The sequence below is a fragment of the Micromonospora sp. NPDC049060 genome, from assembly GCF_040649055.1.
Classification (GTDB): Bacteria; Actinomycetota; Actinomycetes; order Mycobacteriales; family Micromonosporaceae; genus Micromonospora; species Micromonospora reichwaldensis.
The window spans coordinates 1-16,909 of sequence record NZ_JBEZEV010000121.1 but is presented as its reverse complement, the minus strand read 5'-3'; the positions used below and the strand labels follow the sequence as shown (position 1 = coordinate 16,909).

General features: G+C 74.6%; 15 protein-coding genes. 9 read left to right on the top strand and 6 right to left on the bottom strand.

All coding sequences use genetic code 11. From position 1 onward, the window contains the following. Positions 1 to 39: 39 nt before the first annotated feature. The 3 genes from AB0B83_RS28195 to AB0B83_RS28185 all read right to left on the bottom strand — a co-directional run bounded on the left by AB0B83_RS28195 (position 40) and on the right by AB0B83_RS28185 (position 3,002). Positions 40 to 1,056, bottom strand: coding sequence for an ABC transporter permease subunit (locus AB0B83_RS28195; RefSeq protein WP_357580699.1), 1,017 nt, complete (start codon positions 1,054 to 1,056; stop codon positions 40 to 42). After that, positions 1,053 to 2,063 (bottom strand): ATP-binding cassette domain-containing protein, encoded by a 1,011-nt coding sequence (locus AB0B83_RS28190; RefSeq protein WP_151454742.1) that lies wholly within the window; start codon positions 2,061 to 2,063, stop codon positions 1,053 to 1,055. The genes AB0B83_RS28195 and AB0B83_RS28190 overlap by 4 nt, the downstream gene beginning before the upstream one ends. A 153-nt stretch (positions 2,064 to 2,216) precedes the next feature. Then, entirely contained in the window at positions 2,217 to 3,002 is a 786-nt protein-coding gene (locus tag AB0B83_RS28185; protein ID WP_091626905.1) for a DeoR/GlpR family DNA-binding transcription regulator, read from the bottom strand. Positions 3,003 to 3,196: 194 nt separating this feature from the next. Between AB0B83_RS28185 and AB0B83_RS28180 the strand changes: the two genes are divergently transcribed. The 3 genes from AB0B83_RS28180 to nagA are packed head-to-tail and all read left to right on the top strand — an operon-like array spanning position 3,197 to position 6,152. Continuing rightward, on the top strand, positions 3,197 to 4,126 hold the full coding sequence (locus tag AB0B83_RS28180) for an SIS domain-containing protein (RefSeq protein ID WP_357580698.1): 930 nt from the start codon (positions 3,197 to 3,199) through the stop codon (positions 4,124 to 4,126). After that, entirely contained in the window at positions 4,123 to 5,043 is a 921-nt protein-coding gene (locus AB0B83_RS28175) for an ROK family protein (RefSeq protein ID WP_357580697.1), read from the top strand. Before AB0B83_RS28180 ends, AB0B83_RS28175 begins: the two co-directional genes overlap by 4 nt. Further along, positions 5,043 to 6,152, top strand: coding sequence for an N-acetylglucosamine-6-phosphate deacetylase (nagA, locus tag AB0B83_RS28170; protein WP_357580696.1), 1,110 nt, complete (start codon positions 5,043 to 5,045; stop codon positions 6,150 to 6,152). The genes AB0B83_RS28175 and nagA overlap by 1 nt, the downstream gene beginning before the upstream one ends. Before the next feature lie 303 nt (positions 6,153 to 6,455). Here nagA and AB0B83_RS28165 read toward each other — a convergent pair whose 3' ends face one another. Beyond that, positions 6,456 to 7,667 (bottom strand): DUF4032 domain-containing protein, encoded by a 1,212-nt coding sequence (locus AB0B83_RS28165; protein WP_357580695.1) that lies wholly within the window; start codon positions 7,665 to 7,667, stop codon positions 6,456 to 6,458. A gap of 112 nt (positions 7,668 to 7,779) precedes the next feature. On the opposite strand from AB0B83_RS28165, the gene AB0B83_RS28160 reads away from it, so the two are divergent. Beyond that, on the top strand, positions 7,780 to 8,541 hold the full coding sequence (locus AB0B83_RS28160) for a phosphatase PAP2 family protein (RefSeq protein ID WP_357580694.1): 762 nt from the start codon (positions 7,780 to 7,782) through the stop codon (positions 8,539 to 8,541). Positions 8,542 to 8,550: 9 nt separating this feature from the next. After that, positions 8,551 to 9,789, top strand: a complete 1,239-nt coding sequence (locus AB0B83_RS28155) for an APC family permease (protein WP_357580693.1) — start codon at positions 8,551 to 8,553, stop codon at positions 9,787 to 9,789. 28 nt (positions 9,790 to 9,817) lie between these two features. Here the strand turns inward: AB0B83_RS28155 and AB0B83_RS28150 are convergent, their stop codons facing one another. Further along, positions 9,818 to 11,602: an NAD-binding protein gene (locus AB0B83_RS28150; protein WP_357580692.1), complete on the bottom strand. Its 1,785-nt coding sequence runs from the start codon at positions 11,600 to 11,602 to the stop codon at positions 9,818 to 9,820. 91 nt (positions 11,603 to 11,693) lie between these two features. Here AB0B83_RS28150 and AB0B83_RS28145 point away from each other — a divergent pair, with 91 nt between their 5' ends. From AB0B83_RS28145 to AB0B83_RS28130, 4 genes are all read left to right on the top strand, one after another. Next, complete coding sequence (locus AB0B83_RS28145) at positions 11,694 to 12,185, top strand: MSMEG_6728 family protein (RefSeq protein ID WP_357580691.1); 492 nt, start codon at positions 11,694 to 11,696, stop codon at positions 12,183 to 12,185. A gap of 90 nt (positions 12,186 to 12,275) precedes the next feature. After that, the gene (locus tag AB0B83_RS28140) at positions 12,276 to 13,808 is read left to right on the top strand and encodes an FAD-dependent oxidoreductase (protein WP_357580690.1); all 1,533 of its coding nucleotides are present in this window, start codon (positions 12,276 to 12,278) and stop codon (positions 13,806 to 13,808) included. 168 nt (positions 13,809 to 13,976) lie between these two features. Next, positions 13,977 to 15,164, top strand: a complete 1,188-nt coding sequence (locus AB0B83_RS28135) for a hypothetical protein (RefSeq protein ID WP_357580689.1) — start codon at positions 13,977 to 13,979, stop codon at positions 15,162 to 15,164. A 252-nt stretch (positions 15,165 to 15,416) separates the two neighbouring features. Then, complete coding sequence (locus AB0B83_RS28130) at positions 15,417 to 15,860, top strand: HNH endonuclease (RefSeq protein WP_357580688.1); 444 nt, start codon at positions 15,417 to 15,419, stop codon at positions 15,858 to 15,860. Between the two features lie 89 nt (positions 15,861 to 15,949). Here AB0B83_RS28130 and AB0B83_RS28125 read toward each other — a convergent pair whose 3' ends face one another. Beyond that, a complete protein-coding gene (locus AB0B83_RS28125) occupies positions 15,950 to 16,723 on the bottom strand; it encodes an enoyl-CoA hydratase/isomerase family protein (RefSeq protein WP_357580687.1) in 774 nt (257 codons plus the stop codon). Positions 16,724 to 16,909 lie beyond the last annotated feature (186 nt).

The window sequence follows — 16,909 nt, the reverse complement described above, 5'->3', positions numbered from 1 at the left end:
ACCGGGGCCGGGGAGAGCCACCGGTCGCACCGCCGACGGTCAGGAGATGTCCCGCCGGCGCATCGCCCAGAGGGCCGCGCCGAGGATCACCACGAATCCGACCGCCATCATCACCGAGGACTGCTGCCAGGTGATGTCGAGCGTGTCCGGTTTGCACTCGCCGAAGTAGGTGGCCTGGCAGGTGTTCCAGTCCTCCAGGGTCACCTTCTTCTGCATCCACGCCACGGCGTAGGTCGGCAGCAGCCAGGCCTCGGCGAAGCGCACGCCGGCCATCGCCAGCAGGATGCCGAGGCCGAACTGCCCGACGACCATCAGGGCGATCACCCCGCCCAGGGCCATCGCGGTGTGCCGCCCCAGCGAGGCGAGCGCGAAGCCGATGGTCGCGGTGACCAGCGCGAGCACCAGCCCGCGCAGCCCGGTCAGGGCGAAGGACTGCCACGCCCCGGAGGTCATCTTCGCCGTGCTGCCACGGAACGTGGCGACCAGCCAGAAACTGCCGAACCAGAGCGCCGTCGTGGGCACCGCCAGGGCGACCAGCCCGGTGAGCAGCGCCGCCAGCTTCGTCAGCAGTACGGTCAGCCGCTTCGGCCGCCACAGCAGCAGGTTCATCATGCCGCCGGTGTTCCACTCCGCCCCGACGAACGAGGCCCCCACGACGAACCCGACCAGCGCGAGGATCGCCGCGAGCGGCAGCAGCGTGTCGCCGAAGTTCTCCCGGAAGTCGAACGTGGACGGCAGGAACCAGTCCGCCTGGATCGCGTCCCGGGGCGGGGGCTGGATCATCGCGCAGTCGTCGGGGAACTCCCCGGACTGGGCCGTGCCGGCCGCCTTCGCCTTCTCGCACGCCGCGCGGTACTCCGTGTTGTGGCGAACGTCCCGCTGCCACTGCTGGTCGGCGGCGCGCTCGGCCTTCGCCAGCGCGCTGGCGTCGATCTTCTCGTTGGTGAAGAAGACCCCGACCACCACGGCCGCGAGCACCAGCAGGCCCAGCAGGCCCATCCAGCGGGTGAAGCGCCGCTTGGCGAGCCGGCGCAACTCCGTACGGTAGAGGCTCACGCGCCCCACCCTCCCCCGGTGGGACCGGGCTGCCCCGCGCCACCGACCTTCGTGGACTGGTCGACCTGCCGGTGCTGGCCGGGTACCGGCGCGGTGGCGGTCAGTTCGAGGAAGACGCTCTCCAGGTCGACGGCGACCGGGGCGAGCTCGCTGACGTAGAGGCCCTGCTCGGCGAGGAGCCGGGTCACCGTGGCCGGCTTGTCGACCCCGGCGAGCATCAGGTGGTCGGCCTGACCCGCCACCCGGATCCCGGCCCTGGTCAGTGCGTCGGCGGCGACCGGCAGGTCGGTGACCGCCTCCAGCCGCACCCGGACCGCGCCCGAGGAGTGCTGGGCGAGCACCTGCTCGACCGGGCCGAAGGCCACCCGGCGGCCCAGCGAGATGATGGTGACCGAGTCGCAGATCAGTTGGATCTCGCCGAGGATGTGGCTGGAGAGCACCACTGTCATCCCCGACTCGGCGAGGTTGCGCGTCAGGGTGCGCATCTCCCGGATGCCGCCCGGGTCGAGGCCGTTGGCCGGCTCGTCCAGGATCAGCAGCTTCGGGTTCTTCAGCAGGGCCGAGGCGACGGCGAGCCGCTGCTTCATGCCGAGCGAGTAGGTCTTGACCCGCTCGCCGGCGCGGTCGCGCAGCCCGACCAGCTCCAGCACCTCGTCGACGCGGTGCTGCGGCACGTCGCCCGCGCCCGCGAGCAGGGACAGGGTGTCCCGCGCGGTGAAGTGCGGAAAGAACTGCGGGCTCTCCACGATGGCGCCGACCTGACCGGCGACGGCGGGCAGCGCCGCCGGCACCTCGTGGCCGAGGATCGTCATCCGGCCGCCATTGGGCCGGATCAGGCCGAGCAGCGTACGCAGCGTGGTGGTCTTGCCCGACCCGTTGGGGCCGAGGAAGCCGTGCACCTGCCCCTGTTCGACCCGCATGTCGAAACCGTCGAGCGCGTTGCGGGTGCCGCGCCGACGGCTCTTGTACGTCTTGCGGAGACCTTCGATCTCCAGGACAGCTGGCAAGCTGCACCTCCCCCGATGGGTGTATGACACGCGACACCATACGCGGTATGCAGGCACCCGCAATACCCGGTATGCATGCGACGCGCCGATCAGGTGAAGGGAAGGGGCGCTTCCTGTGCACCAGGCGTCAGGAAGGTGCCCTTTCTGACAACGTCAGGCGCAGATGACCGTGACGCCGGCGGCGCGGAACGCCTCCACCACCTCGGGGTTGGCTCCGGAGTCGGTGACCAGCGTCTCCACCCGGTCCACCGGGCAGATCCGGGCGAAGGCGTGACCGCCCAGCTTGGACGAGTCGGCGATGATGACGACCCGCTTGGCCCGGGCCACCATCAGGTTGTTCATCGCCGCCTCGCCCTCGTGGTGGGCGGCGGCGCCGAGCTGCGGGTCGATCGCGTCCACGCCGAGCAGGGCCACGTCGAGGGTGACCTCGCGCAGCAGCGCCCCGCCCAGCGGGCCGACCAGCTCGAACGACTTCGGGCGGACCACGCCGCCGGCCACCACGACCTTCATCCGGGAGCGGACCAGCAGCTCGTTGGCGATGTTCAGCGCGTTGGTGACCACGGTGAGCTGGGCGCCCTCGGCGCTGGTGTTCAGGTCGGGCCGGACGGCGAGGGCCCGGGCCACCTCCGTGCTGGTCGTGCCGCCGTTGAGGCCCACCACGGTGCCCGGCGAGACCAGCGCGGCGGCGGCGGCGCCGATCCGCTGCTTCTCCGCCGAGTGCTTGGCCGTCTTGTAGCGCAGCGGCAGGTCGTACGAGACGCCGTTGGCGACCGCGCCACCCCGGGTCCGGGTGATCATCTGCTGCTGGGCGAGCTGGTCGAAGTCGCGCCGGATGGTGGCCTGGGAGACGTCCAGCCGCTCGGCCGCCTCCTCGACGCTGACCCGGCCGTTGTCGGTCAGCATCTCGAGCAGGGCGTTCCATCTGGCGTACCGGTCCACCCGGGCCCTCCAGTTACTGCGCGGTCGGTGATTGATTGCGTGCACAGTAGTGCGCGAAACTACGAGGGCGCAAAACCCCGTCTTGCGCGATGCCGGGGCTGGTTGCCACAGCCAGCCGCTTTCGCGCAGAATAACGCGCGAAAGGCGGCTCTAACGAGCCGTATTGCGCACCGCTCCCCTGCGTAGGAGTTCTCATGTCGTACGTCGACGCCGAGATCGCGAGCCAGCCCGACTGCTGGCGGGAGGCGGCGCTACTCGCCGCCACCGCGACGGACCACCTCCCCCGCCCCGGGGAGCGGGTCGCCGTCGTGGGTTGCGGCACGTCGTGGTTCATGGCGATGGCGTACGCGGCCCGCCGCGAGCACCTCGGCCAGGGCGAGACCGACGCCTTCCAGGCCTCCGAGTTCCCGATTAGCCGGCGCTACGACCGGCTCGTCGCGATCACCCGCTCCGGCACCACCACCGAGGTCACCGAGCTGATCGCCGCCCTGCGCGGGCGGGTGCCGAGCACCGTCCTGGTCGGCGACCCCGACTCCCCCGCCGTCGCGCTGGCCGACGCGGCGGTGACCATGCCCTTCGCCGACGAGCGCTCGGTGGTGCAGACCCGCTTCGCGACCACCGCCCTGGCCCTGCTCCGCGCCCACCTCGGCGACAACATCGACGCGCTCGCCGCCGACGCGGAGGTGGCCGTACGCGCCCCGCTGCCGATCGACCCGACCCGCATCGAGCAGGCCACCTTCCTCGGCCGGGGCTGGACGGTCGGGCTCGCCCAGGAGGCCGCGCTGAAGTGCCGCGAGGCGGCCACCTTCTGGGCCGAGGCGTACCCGGCGATGGACTACCGGCACGGGCCCATCTCGATCGCCGCGCCGGGCCGGCTGGTCTGGGCGTTCGGCGAGCTGCCCGACGGGCTGCCGGAGGACGTGGCGGCGACGGGAGCGGCGTTCGTGCACAGCCGCACCCACGGCTGCCGCACGGTGCTCGGCAGCTGGGCGGCCGGGCGTACGCCCGTCGACCCGATGGCCGACCTGATCCTGGCGCAGCGCTTCGCCGTCGCGCTCGCCACCAGCCGGGGCCTCGACCCGGACGCGCCCCGGCACCTGACCCGTTCCGTGGTCCTCGCGTGAGGCCAGCCGACGTCGTCGTCGCGCTGGACGTCGGCGGCACCGGGATGAAGTGCGCCCTGGTCCGGGCCGACGGTGCCGTGCTGCACACCGAGCGGCACCCCACCGACGCGGAGCGCGGCCCGGACGCCGTCGTCGACACGGTCCTGGGGGTCGCCGAGGGGCTGGCCGGCAAGGCCCGCGCCGACGGGCTCGGCCCGGTCGCGATCGGCATCGCCGTACCCGGGGTGATCGACGAGGCGCGCGGGGTCGCCGTCTGGTCGGCGAACGTCGGCTTCCGGGACGTACCGCTGCGGGACCTGGCGCAGGCGCGGCTCGGACTGCCGACGGCGGTCGGCCACGACGTGCGCGCCGGCGGCCTGGCCGAGGCCCGGCTCGGCGCGGGCAGCGACGCCGCGCACGTCCTCTTCGTCGCGATCGGCACCGGCATCGCCGCCGCGCACCTGGTCGGTGGTGCGGCGGCCACCGGCGCGCACGGCGCCGCCGGCGAGATCGGCCACATTCTGGTACGCCCCGGCGGGCCTCGCTGCGGCTGCGGCCGTCCCGGGTGCCTGGAGGCGGTCTCCTCCGCCTCCGCGATCGGCCGGCTCTACTCGGCGCGGGCCGGCGTCCCGGCGACCGCCGCCGAGGTGGCCGACCGGGCGGCAGCCGGCGAGCCGCTGGCGGCGGACGTCTGGCGGGAGGCAGTGGAGGCGCTCGCCGACGGCCTCGCCACCGGCCAGGCCCTCTTCGACGTGGAGACCGTCGTGATCGGCGGCGGGCTGGCGCGGGCCGGCGCGCTGCTGTTCGACCCGCTGCGGGCCGCGCTGCACGAGCGGATGACGTTCCACCGGGAGCCGCGCCTGGTCGCGGCGGCCCTCGGCGACGAGGCCGGCTGCCTCGGCGCCGCCCTGCTCGCCCTCGACAGTCTGGAGAAGTGATGGCTCTTCGGGTGAACGGCAAGGTGGTGACCCCGACCGGCGTGATCCGGCAGGGCTGCGTGGAGGTGCACGAGGGCCGGATCCGGGCGGTGGCCGAGTACCCGTCGGTCCGCGACGGGCACTGGATCGTGCCGGGCTTCGTCGACATGCACACGCACGGCGGCGGCGGGCACACCTTCACCACCGGCGACGCCGAGCAGGCCCGACAGGCCGCCGACTTCCACCTGCGGCACGGCACCACCACCCTGCTGGCCAGCCTCGTCAGCTCGCCGTTCGTCCTCATGCGCTCGGCCACCGAGGCGTTCGCCCCGCTGGTCGCCGAGGGGGTGCTGGCCGGCATCCACTTCGAGGGCCCGTACCTCTCCTCCGCCCGCTGCGGCGCGCAGAACCCCGAGCACCTCCGCGACCCGTCCACCGACGAGCTGGCCGAGCTGATCGAGCTGGGCGGCGGGGCGGTCCGGATGGTCACCCTCGCCCCCGAGCGGGACGGCGCCCTGGAGGCGATCAAGCTGCTCACCGCGCACCGGGTGGTCGCCGCGGTCGGCCACACCGACGCCACGTACGACGAGACCCGCGCCGCCGTCGCGGCGGGCGCGAGCGTCGGCACCCACCTGTTCAACGGGATGCGGCCGGTGCACCACCGCGAGCCCGGCCCGGTGGTGGCCCTGCTGGACGCCCCGAACGTGGTCTGCGAACTGGTCGCCGACGGCGTGCACCTGCACGACGGGATGCTGGCCTTCGCCACCTCGACGGCGGGCCCCGAGCGGTCCGCCCTGATCACCGACGCGATGGCCGCCGCCGGCATGGCCGACGGCGAGTACGACCTGGGCGGCCAGACGGTCACGGTGGCGGACGGCGTGGCCCGGTTGGCCCGCGACGGCGCGATCGCGGGCAGCACCCTGACCATGGACGCCGCGCTGCGGCACGCGGTGGGCGCCGGGATCCCGATCGCGGACGCCGTACGGATGGCGGCCACCACCCCGGCCCGCGCCATCGGCCTCGGCGACCAGCTGGGCGCGCTCCAGGTCGGACTCCGGGCCGACCTGGTGGTGCTCGACGACGACCTGAACGTGGTACGGGTGATGCGCGGCGGCTCCTGGCTGGAGTGACGTGGGTCGGCGCGTGGCGGCCACCGGCGCCCGGAGCGTCGCCCTCAACAACAGCGAAGTGACGGCCCCGGCTCCCACCCGCGCGGAGGGGCTCGTCTCCGCGCTGTCGAGCTGAATCGTCTGCGACATCACGCGGGCCACCTAGCCCGAATCGTTTACGACATCAGCTCGACAGCGGTCGCCGAGGGAGTCCCGCTGCCTTCCAGGACCATCCACCACCGTCACCGCGTCGCCACCGGATTCGGGGCCCGGAATCGGGGCCGGGGGCGGAACCAGGGCCCGGCGGAGTCGGAGCGGTCCGGTTCAGCCGGCGGTGGGGACCTCGACGCCGAGCACCGCCTGCTCGTCGGGGCGGTGCACCAGCACGTCGGAGAGGAACGACTGCACGGCCGGGGCCATCCCGACATCCCGGCCGGCCCGCTCGGAGAGCAGCCACTTGTGCTCGATGATCTGGGCGAAGAGCTCCTGCGGCTCCAACTTGCGGCGCAGGTGCGCCGGCACGGCCCGGACCACCGGCTCGAAGACCTCGGTCAGCCAGCGGTGCGCGGCCTGGTGCTCGTCCATCAGGTAGCTCTCCGCCCGGTAGGCGTCCAGGTCGTTGAGCAGCCGGCGGGCCTGGTTCTCCTCGGCGTCGAGGCCGGTCAGGCGGAGCAGCCGCCGGGTGTGGTAGCCGGCGTCAACGACCTTCGGCCGGACCAGGTAGCGCCCGTTGTCGATCGTGGACATGGCCACCTCGGCGACGTCGAAGCCCAGCTCGTTGAGGCGGCGGATCCGCCCCTCGATGTCGTGCCGGGCCTCCCGCTCGACCTGCTGCTCGTAGGTGATCTCGTGCCACAGCCGCTCGTAGCGCTGCACGACCTCCTCGCAGACCACCTCCGGGTCGATCGACTCGTGCAGCAGCCCGGCGGCCTGGAGGTCGAGCGCCTCGCCGAAGATGTTGACCCGGGCGATCTCCAGGTCCTCGCCGCGCTGGCCGTTGGAGAGGGAGTGGTGCAGGGCGCCGGTCTCGGCGTCCACCAGGTAGGCGGCGAACGCCCCCGCGTCCCGCCGGAACAGCGTGTTCGACAGCGAGCAGTCGCCCCAGAAGAAGCCGGTCAGGTGCATCCGGACGATCAGGGCGGCGAGCGCGTCGAGCAGCCGGCCCATCGTCTCCGGGCGCAGGGTGTGCGAGAAGAGTGCCCGGTAGGGCAGCGAGAACTGCAGGTGCCGGGTGATCAGCACCGGGTCGAGCGGCTCGCCGTCGTCGGTCAGCCGGTCGGCGACGATCGCCACCGCCTCCACCGACGGGAAGTCGATCCGCTCCAGGGCGCGCAGCAGGTCGTACTCCCGCTCGGCGACCCGCTCACCCGTCTCCTTGACCGCGTAGACGTAGCCGCCGAGGCGGACGAAGCGGACGATGTGCCGGGAGATGCCCTGCGGCAACGCCACCAGGTGTTGCGCAGGCCACTCCTCCAGCGGGGCCGACCAGGGGAGGTCGAGCAGCGCCGGGTCCACGAGGGCCGAGGTGATCCGCACGGGACAAGTCTGACGGGTACCCCCCGCCGAGCGCCTCCCTTCGTGGCTCGGCACACAGGCGGCCCCGGCCCGTCCCCATCCGGCGCCGAGCGGGGCCGGTAGCGTGGTCGGGGTGCGGGAGACCACGACGGTACGGGCGAAGGTGCAGCTTCGGCCGGTCCGGCCGGCCGGCTGGTGGTTCGACGCGCTGCTGCTCGCCGGGTTCGCCGTGCTGACCCTGGCGCTCGCCCGGGGCCGGCTCCACGATCTCGACCTGGCGGTCAGCGAGTGGGCGTTCACGCACGACCCGGCACCGCTGTACTGGACCGCCCGGGTGTTCAACCTGCTCGGGCAGGGCGGCTGGCTGTTGATGCCGCTGTCCGGGGCGCTCGCCCTCGCGGTGGGGTGGCGTCGGCACTCCGTCCGGCCGCTGTTGCTGGTGGCGGGCGCTTTCGTGCTGACCTACCTGACCATCGGCCCCCTCAAACTGTGGACCGACCGGGCCGCGCCGAGCGCGACGGTCAAGGACCCGTTCCTGCCGCCCGGCGAGGCGGTGGAGATCTTCAACCAGTTGCCGGCCGGGGCCTACTCGATGTCCTACCCGTCGGGGCACGTCGCCAACGCGATCGTCTGGTACGGGGTGATCGCGGTGCTGCTGACCGCGCTGACCGCCGGGCGGCTGTCCCCGATCGCGTACCGGCTGGTCCGGTTCGCGCCGCCGGCGATCCTGCTGGTTACGACCACCTATCTGAACTTCCACTGGCTGACCGACGGGCTGGCCGCCCTGATGCTCGGTCTTGTCCTGGACCGGCTGCTGCACCGGGTGCCGTGGGACGACCTGCCGTTGCCGGGAGCACTGCGGGACTGGAACCGTCCGTTCATCTCCGCCCCCTAGGGTCGCGCCGTGGAGCAACTGGCGCGCCGGCTCGGCGTACGGGATGCGGTGGTCATCGGTCTGGGGTCGATGCTCGGCGCGGGCGTCTTCGTGGTCTTCGCGCCCGCCGCGGCGGCGGCCGGCGGGGCCGGCCTGCTGGCGGCGCTGGTGCTGGCCGGCTTCATCGCCTTCTGCAACGCGACCAGCTCGGCCCGGCTCGCAGCCCGCTACCCCGAGTCCGGCGGCACCTACGTCTACGGGCGGGAGCGGCTCGGCCCGTTCGCCGGGTTCCTGGCCGGCTGGGGCTTCGTGGCCGGCAAGACGGCGAGCTGCGCGGCGATGGCGCTGACCATCGGGGCGTACCTCTGGCCGGGGCAGGCCCGGCTCGTCGCCGTCGGCGCGGTGGCGGCGGTGACCGCCGTGAACCTGCGCGGCATCGGCAAGACCGCCACCGCGACGAAGGTCCTGGTGGGCGTGGTGCTGGCGGTGCTGGCCCTGGTCGCGGTGGCCGGCGCGGTCGGCGGCGACGTCTCGCTGGACCGGCTCGGCGACCTCGGCGGCGGCGGGCGGGGCGTGCTCACGGCCGCCGGGCTGCTCTTCTTCGCCTTCGCCGGGTACGCCCGGATCGCCACCCTCGGCGAGGAGGTACGCGACCCGGCGCGGACCATCCCCCGGGCGGTCCCGCTGGCCCTCGGCGTGGTGCTGGCGGTCTACCTGGTGCTCGCCGTGGTCACGGTCGGCGTGCTCGGGGCCGACCGGCTGGCCGGTTCCGCTGCGCCCCTGGCCGACGTGGTGACCGCCGCCGGGCTGCCCGGCCTGGCCTGGCTGGTGCGGGCCGGGGCGACGGTGGCGGTGACCGGGGTGCTGCTCTCCCTGCTCGCCGGGGTGGGGCGCACCGCGCTGGCGATGGCCCGCCGCCGCGACCTGCCGGGGGCGCTCGCCGCCGTCCACCCGGTGCACCGGGTGCCGCACCGGGCGGAGTTGGCCGTGGCCGCCGTGGTGGTGGTGATCGTGCTGCTGGGCGACGTACGCGGCGCGATCGGCTTCTCCAGCTGCACCGTGCTGGTCTACTACGCGATCACCAACGCCGCCGCGCTGACGCTGGGCCGGGACCCGGGCCGGCGGCTGCCGGTGCGGGCGCTGGCCGTGCTGGGGCTGGCCGGCTGCCTGCTGCTCGCGCTCAACCTGCCGCCGGCCAGCGTGCTCTCCGGCGGCGCCGTGCTCGCCGTCGGCGCCCTCTGGTACGCCGCGCGCCCCCGGCGAGCCTGACCCCGCCTCGGGCCCGGCGCGGCGGCCGTCACTCCTCCGGCTGGCGGGGCACGGGCGTGACCGGGTCCTCCGGCGGGGGCGCGGCCTCGCGGAGCAGGGCGTTCAGCCCGGCCCGGCGGGCCACCACCGTCAGCCGGTCGCCCGCGACGATCACCAGCCGGGCATCGGGCGCCCAGTCGAGGCGCTGGCCGGCCCGGGCGTGCGCCAGCAGGCGTACGCTCTCGGCCCGCCCGACGGCGGCGAGCGGCCTGCCGTCCAGCGACGACCCGGCGGCGACGGAGACCTCGGTGACCAGCAGCGCGTGCCGGCCGACCGGGATGGTGGCGATCACGGCGCGGTCCAGCAGCGCGGCGGAGAACGAGAACGCGGCGAGGTAGGACACGCTGCGCGAGACGCCGATGCCGAACGCCTGCTGGATGCGTTCGGCGAAGTGGCCGTCGAAGAGGCGCAGCACCACCTGGAGTTCCGGGTTGACGGCCCGACCGATGAGCGCCGCCTGGAGGTTGGTCTCGTCGTCGGTGGAGACCACCACCAGCGCCTGGCAGCCGCCCACGGACGCCGACTGGAGGGTCTCCTCCAGCGCGGCGTCGCCCACGATCAGCGGTACGCCGAGCCGCCGGGCCAGCGCCCCACCGCGCGGCTCGGGCACCTTGTCGATCGCCACCACCTCGACGCCGAAGTCGCAGAGCTGGGCCATCACCCGGGTGCCGACGTTGCCCAGCCCGACCACCACCACGTGCCCGGAGCGTTCGGGCTGGATGCGGCCGGAGTGCAGGGCCAGCCGGGCGTTGACGATGCCGTCCACCACCACGGCGGTGATCAGCGGGATCAGCGCCAGCCCGGCCAGGTTGAGCACCACCTGCATGACCTGCTCGGCGGCCGACTTGTCCGGGTTCGGATCCTGCCCGGTCAGCGTGGTCACCAGCGTCAGGTAGAGCGAGTCGGCCCAGTCCTCGTGCGCGGCGTAGCCGTTGAGCGAGCCGAGCACCCCGATCACCGCCAGCAGCACGATCACCGCGACGCCGATCTTGCGGGTGGCGAAGCTGCGTACCGCGCGCAGCAGCACCGTCAGGGGTCGGCGGCGCCGCCGGGCGCGCCTCAGCCGGCGGGCGGCCAGCTCCGTGCCCGGCGGCGTCCCGGTCGCCTCGGCGATCACCAGGTCGGCCGCGCGCCCGTCGGCGGGGAGCAGCCGGACCTGCTGCGGGTCGCGGGTGTCGGCAACCCCGCAGACCACGTCGGGCGGGCGTACGTCCTCGCGGCGGGCCACGTAGAGGGTGCGCCCGCCGTGCCGGAAGTGGGTGGGGGCGACCTCGCCCAACGCGGCGGCCACGAAGGCGGGGGCGGCCATGGAGGCGTCGGAGAGCACGGCCGAGTCGGGGAAGATCTGCCGCACCCCGTTGGCGAGGCCGGTGTTGAACATCCGCACCACCAGCCGCAGCCCGGGCTCGACCTCCTGCGCGCAGAGCGCGGCGTGCATGTTGCCGACGTCGTCCTGGTGCAGCAGGGCCAGCCCGTCGGCGCCGGCCAGCCCGGCCCGGCGGAAGGTCACCTCGTCCAGCCGGTCGGCGCGGACGACCTCGACGCCCTGGAGGTCCCGCCCGTCGGGCTCGTCCGAGCGCGGTCGTTCGGGCACGACCAGGGTTATCCGGACGCGGCCGGCCTGGAGCTCGGTGGCGAGCAGCGCCCGCACCACCCAGTAGGCGAGGGCGTCGCGACCACAGATCACGTAGTGCGCCCGTGCGTCCCCGTTGACCCGGAGCCGCCGGCCGGCACGCCGCGCACGATCCAGCAGGGGCTCCGCCATGTGCCGCATCGTAGTCAGCCGGTCGCGCCGGACGCAGCCCCGTGATCATGAACGCTGGTCGCGCCGGCATGTCCCTCCCGGTGACGGGTAGAGCACCCGCATGCAGACGTTCCTGCCGTACCCGGACTTCCTGGCCAGCGCCCGGACGCTGGACCAGAAGCGGCTGGGCAAGCAGCGGGTGGAGACCATCCAGGTGCTGCGCGGGCTGACCTGGCCCACGTACGGCTGGCGCAACCACCCGGCGGTGAAGATGTGGGCCGGGTACGAGGAGGCCCTCACCCGGTACGGGCTGGACGTCTGCGCGGTCTGGTGCGAGCCCGGCCGGGCCGACACGTGCGCGACCACGATGACCGCCGACCTCGCCGCCGCCTGCGGCCTGACCCGGGTCCGCACCCAGGCCGAGCTGGCCGAGGCCGGTGAGCTGCCGCCCTGGCTGGGCCGCGACGATCTGCACCTGAGCCACCGCTCGTCGCTGCTGCGCAAGGACCCCGGCCACTACGGGCCGCTCTTCGGCGACGACGTCCCGCCCGACCTGGAGTACGTCTGGCCCACCTCGGACCGCGAACGCCGCTGCCTCCCGCCGCCGGAGTGAAGGCGGGGCACGTCAGGCGCTTCCCGCGGGAAAGGGTTCCCGCGATGGCTGAGCGGGCAGACTGGAGACCCACCCGGCGGGAAGGTGCACATGGCACTGTCGAAAGTGGTCGGTCGACTCATCGGCGTACGCGAGCACGAGGTGGACCCGGGCGGTGGTGGCGCCCCCCGCGTGCCGGGCCGGGTCGAGGCGGTGGTGGTCGGCGGCGGGATCGCCGGCATGTCGGCGGCGGTGGTGCTGGCGGAGCGGGGGGTGGCGGTGACGGTGCTGGAGGCCGCGCCGACGCTCGGCGGCCGGCTGGGCGCCTGGCCGGAGACGCTCGCCGACGGCACCCGGCAGATGAACGAGCACGGCTTCCACGCGTTCTTCCGGCAGTACTACAACTGGCGCTCCATCCTGCGCCGCGCCGACCCGGGGCTGGGCTTCCTCAAGCCGGTCCCCGGCTATCCGATCCTCAGCGAGCGGTGGCCCACCGAGGAGTTCGGCAAGCTGCCGCCCGCGCCGCCGGCGAACCTGCTGGCGCTGCTGCTGCGCAGCCCCAGCCTGCGCCTGCGCGACCTGCGGGGCATGGACCGGGACGCGGCGCTGCCACTGCTCACCTACGACCCGGTGCGCACCTACGCCGAGTTCGACGACAGCACTGCCGACGCGCTGCTCACCTCGCTGCGGCTGCCCGACCGGGCCCGCGCGATGCTCTTCGAGGTCTTCTCCCACTCGTTCTTCAACCACGAGGCGGAGATGTCGGCGGCGGAGATGATCGCGCAGTTCCACTTCTACCTGCTGGGCAACCCGGAAGGGCTGGCCTTCGACTGCCCCGACGAGGACTACGCGACGGCGATCTGGGAGCCGCTGACCCGGCACGTGGAGAAGCACGGCGGCCGGGTGCTGACGGGCGCCGCCGCCACCGCCCTGACCCGCGAGGGCGCCGGCTGGCGGGTGGCCACCGCCGACGGCACGTCGTACCCGGCCGGGCACGTGGTGCTCGCCGTCGATCCGCCCGCCCTGGCCGCGCTGGTCGCGGCCTCGCCCGGCCTGGCCGACCACGCGCCCCGGCTGGCGGCGCGGATGCCCGCGTTCGGCCGGCCCGGTCCGCCGTACGCGGTGGCGCGCTTCTGGTGCGACGGGGACGTCTCCGCTGACCGGGCGGTGTTCAGCGGGGTGTCCCGGCAGCCCACTCTGGACTCGGTGACCCTCTACCACCGGCTGGAGCACGAGTCCCGCCGCTGGGCCGAGCGCACCGGCGGCTCGGTCGTGGAGCTGCACGCGTACGCCTGCGACGCGGGCGTGCCCGCCGAGGAGCTGGCCGAACGGATGCGGGTCGAGCTGACCGCGCTCTGGCCGGAGGCGGCCCGGCTGCGGGTCCGCGAGCTGCGCGCCCGGGTGGAGGCGCAGGCGCCGGCGTTCACGCCCGGCAGCCACGCCTGGCGGCCGGGGGTGCGCACCGACGCCGACGGGCTCTACCTGGCCGGCGACGGCATCCGGACGGACTTCCCGAGCGCGCTGATGGAGCGGTCGGCGGCGACCGGGATCATCGCGGCCAACCACGTCCTGCGGGCCGAGGGCGGCGCGGCGGAGCGGGTCCGCTCGATCCGGCCCCGGGGCCTGCTCGCCGGACGGGGCTGACCGGCCCGGGGTCTGCGCGACGGGCGGGGCTGACCGGCCCGGGGTCTGCGTGCCGGGCGGGCTGACCGGCCCCGGGCCTGCTCGCCCGGCGATGAGGAGCAAAACGGGCAAATAGGCCGTTCAGTTCACCTAGGCTGATCTTCTGGGGTGAGCCGGGAGGTCAGCGGGATGTCGCCGCGCACGGACGACGGCCCGCTCGTCGCCGACGTGCCGCGGGACGACGCGTACCCGCTGATCCGCGACGAGCGGGCCTGCGTCGTGACCGCCCTGCGGCTCGGCTGGTGGATGGCGGACGCCTACCACCACGCGCGGACCGCCGAGCTGCGCGATCCCGGGGCCGACCGGCCGGCGGGCGCACCGGCGAAGCTGTCCAACCTGACCGAGATGTCGGGGCGGCGGCGCATGCAGATGTACCTGGACGGCGTGGAGGTCGCGCTCACCCAGATCGCAGAGCTGACCCGGCGCGTCGGCCCCGTGCCCGCCACCGCCGACGCGCGGGGCCGGGTGGCCGACGGGTCCGCCGACGCCCTGCTGCTCGCCCTCGACGACCTGAACGTGGAACTGCTGCGCTGGACGATGGCCACCAACCAGCGGGTGGGGCTGGCGTACCGGCTGGGACGCTCGCTGGCCGACACCGTCCGGTACGGCGACGCCGTGCGGAACGGCGACGCCGGGCAGGTGGCCCAGCGCTTCGGCGGACGGCAGTTCGAGATCGGCCGTTGGCTGGGCGAGCTGGCCAGCGTGCTGCCGCCGTACTCGGCCGCGGTGGTCCGCCACTCGCTGTCGGCGTGGGCGTCGGCGGTCACCAGGGCGGGCGTGGGCGACCCGACCGAGGCGGGGCTGCCCGAGCTGGCCCGCGAGCTGCGCAACCAGGGCGAGCTGTGGCAGGGCGTACTCACCGGCGGGCTGCACCCGAGGGACCTGCTCGACGAGGAGGACTACGCCATCGTCGCCCGGAACCTGATCGTGCGGGACCGGAGGCTGGTGGTGCAGGCCGTCCGGGGGATCTTCTGGCCGGTGCTCGTACCGCTGCTCGCCGTGCTGTTCGCCGTGGTGTGGGTGAGCGCGCTCGCCGCCGCCGGCCCGCCGGTGACCCGGGCCGCCGTGGCCCTGCTCGGGCTGGGCGCCGGGCTGGCCGCGATCTGGCGCACCGTCTCGGGGCCGGCGCTCGCGGTCGCCGGGGAGGTCAACCGGCCGCTGCTGGAGAGCGAGCTGACGGCGCGGATGGCCGTACGCATCGACCGGCCCCTGGCCGCCGCGCGGGCCGCCGGCCGGGCCCGCCGGCAGCGCCGCCCCGACGAGCCGGGGCCTCGATCGAAATCCGTTGCCCCTCTGTCCCCCGCAGACCTACCGTGATCGCGCAAGGTCAACCACCGCCGCGGGAGCTGGTCATGTCGATGTCGCACGTCACCGGTGTGCCGTCGTGCCTGCCCACGCGTCCGGCATCGCCGGCCGGCGGCGGTCGTCACCGTGCCGAAGACCCCGGGGGCGGCCGGCCCGACTGACGCGTGCCCGCACGACGTCGAGCCGCCCGTCCGTAACCCGGACCGGGCGGCTCTTTCGCGCTCCGGCCCGTCCAGCTCGTCACCGCCACGAAGGGAGACACCGGTGGACGCCGTCCTCGTCGTCAACGCCGACCTCGGCCCGCTGCACCGGGTCACCGTCCAGCACGCGATCCGGATGCTCTGCCGGCGGGTCGCCGAGATCCACGAGGCCGAGCCGGACCGGGTGATCGGGGTGTTCCCGATGCCCCGGGTGGTGCGCCTGGTCCGCTACGTGGTGACCCGGTGGCGGTTCAGCGCCGGACCGGCCTGGTCCCGCGCGGGCGTGCTGCGCCGCGACGGGCGCTGCTGCGCGTACTGCGGGGGGCCGGCCGGCACCATCGACCACATCCTGCCCCGCTCGCGCGGCGGCCGGAACACCTGGCGGAACACGACGGCCGCCTGCTACGGCTGCAACCAGCACAAGGGCGACCGGACGCCGGCCGAGGCGGGCATGCCGCTGCGGCGTGAGCCGGCCGTGCCGAGCTGGGCGGCGCTGACGGGGCGGTGACGGACCGGCCGGCGGGAACGGGGGGCCGCGTCGGGGGTACGCCCTCGGCGCGGCACCCGTCGGCCCCCCACCCACGGGAGGTGGAGCGGTCAGTGCCGGGCGGGCGGGGTCCAGCCGAAGCGGGCCGGGCGGCGCTCGTGGAAGGCGGCCACGCCCTCGCGGGCCTCGCCGCTGGCCCGGACCTGCCCGTGCCACCAGGCGATCCGGTCCTCGTCCGCCCGCCCGTCGACGATCTCCTTGGCGGCGGCGACGCTGAGCTGCGACCGGGCGACCACGGCGGCGGTGAGCTCGGCCACCCGGGCGGCGAGCCCGTCGCCCGGCAGCAGCTCGTCGACCAGGCCCACCCGCAGCGCCCGCTCGGCGTCGATCAGCTCGGCGGTGAAGAGCAGGTGCTTGGCCACGGCCGGGCCGACCAGCCGGGCCAGCCGGCGGGTGGTGGGCGCCGGATACACCAGGCCCAGCCGCGCCGGCGGCACGCCGAACCGTGCGTCGGTGGTGGCGACCCGTAGGTCGCAGGCGACGGCGAGCTGACAGCCGCCGCCCACGCACGCGCCCCGGACGGCGGCGACGGTGGGCTTGGCGAAGGCGGCGAGCCGCTCCTCGGCGGCCACCGCGATGCTGGCGTCACCGGCGTCCAGCAGCTCGTCCAGGTCGCCCAGGTCCGCGCCGGCGCAGAAGGTGTCCCCCGCGCCGGTGAGCACCAGCGCCCGGACGGCCGGGTCGGCCTCCAGCCCGTCGAGCAGCTCCGGCAGCCGCCGCCACATGGCGGTGGTCATCGCGTTGCGCCGCGCCGGGTTGCGGATCACCACCGTCGCCACCGGCCCGGCCACCTCGACGAGGAGTTCCGCGTCCGCCACCGTCACCACCCCTTCGACGTCCCGTCCGGCCGCCGGGAGCGGCGACGCGTGCGGCGACCATAACGGCGCCGGCCCGGCGACCACCCTGGCGGGGTGGATCCCAGGTAAACGTAGTGGGCGACATGCCTCGGATATCCCAGTACGGCGAGCGTCAGATCCGCAATGCCGCGAGGATCATCAAGGTGGGGCAGG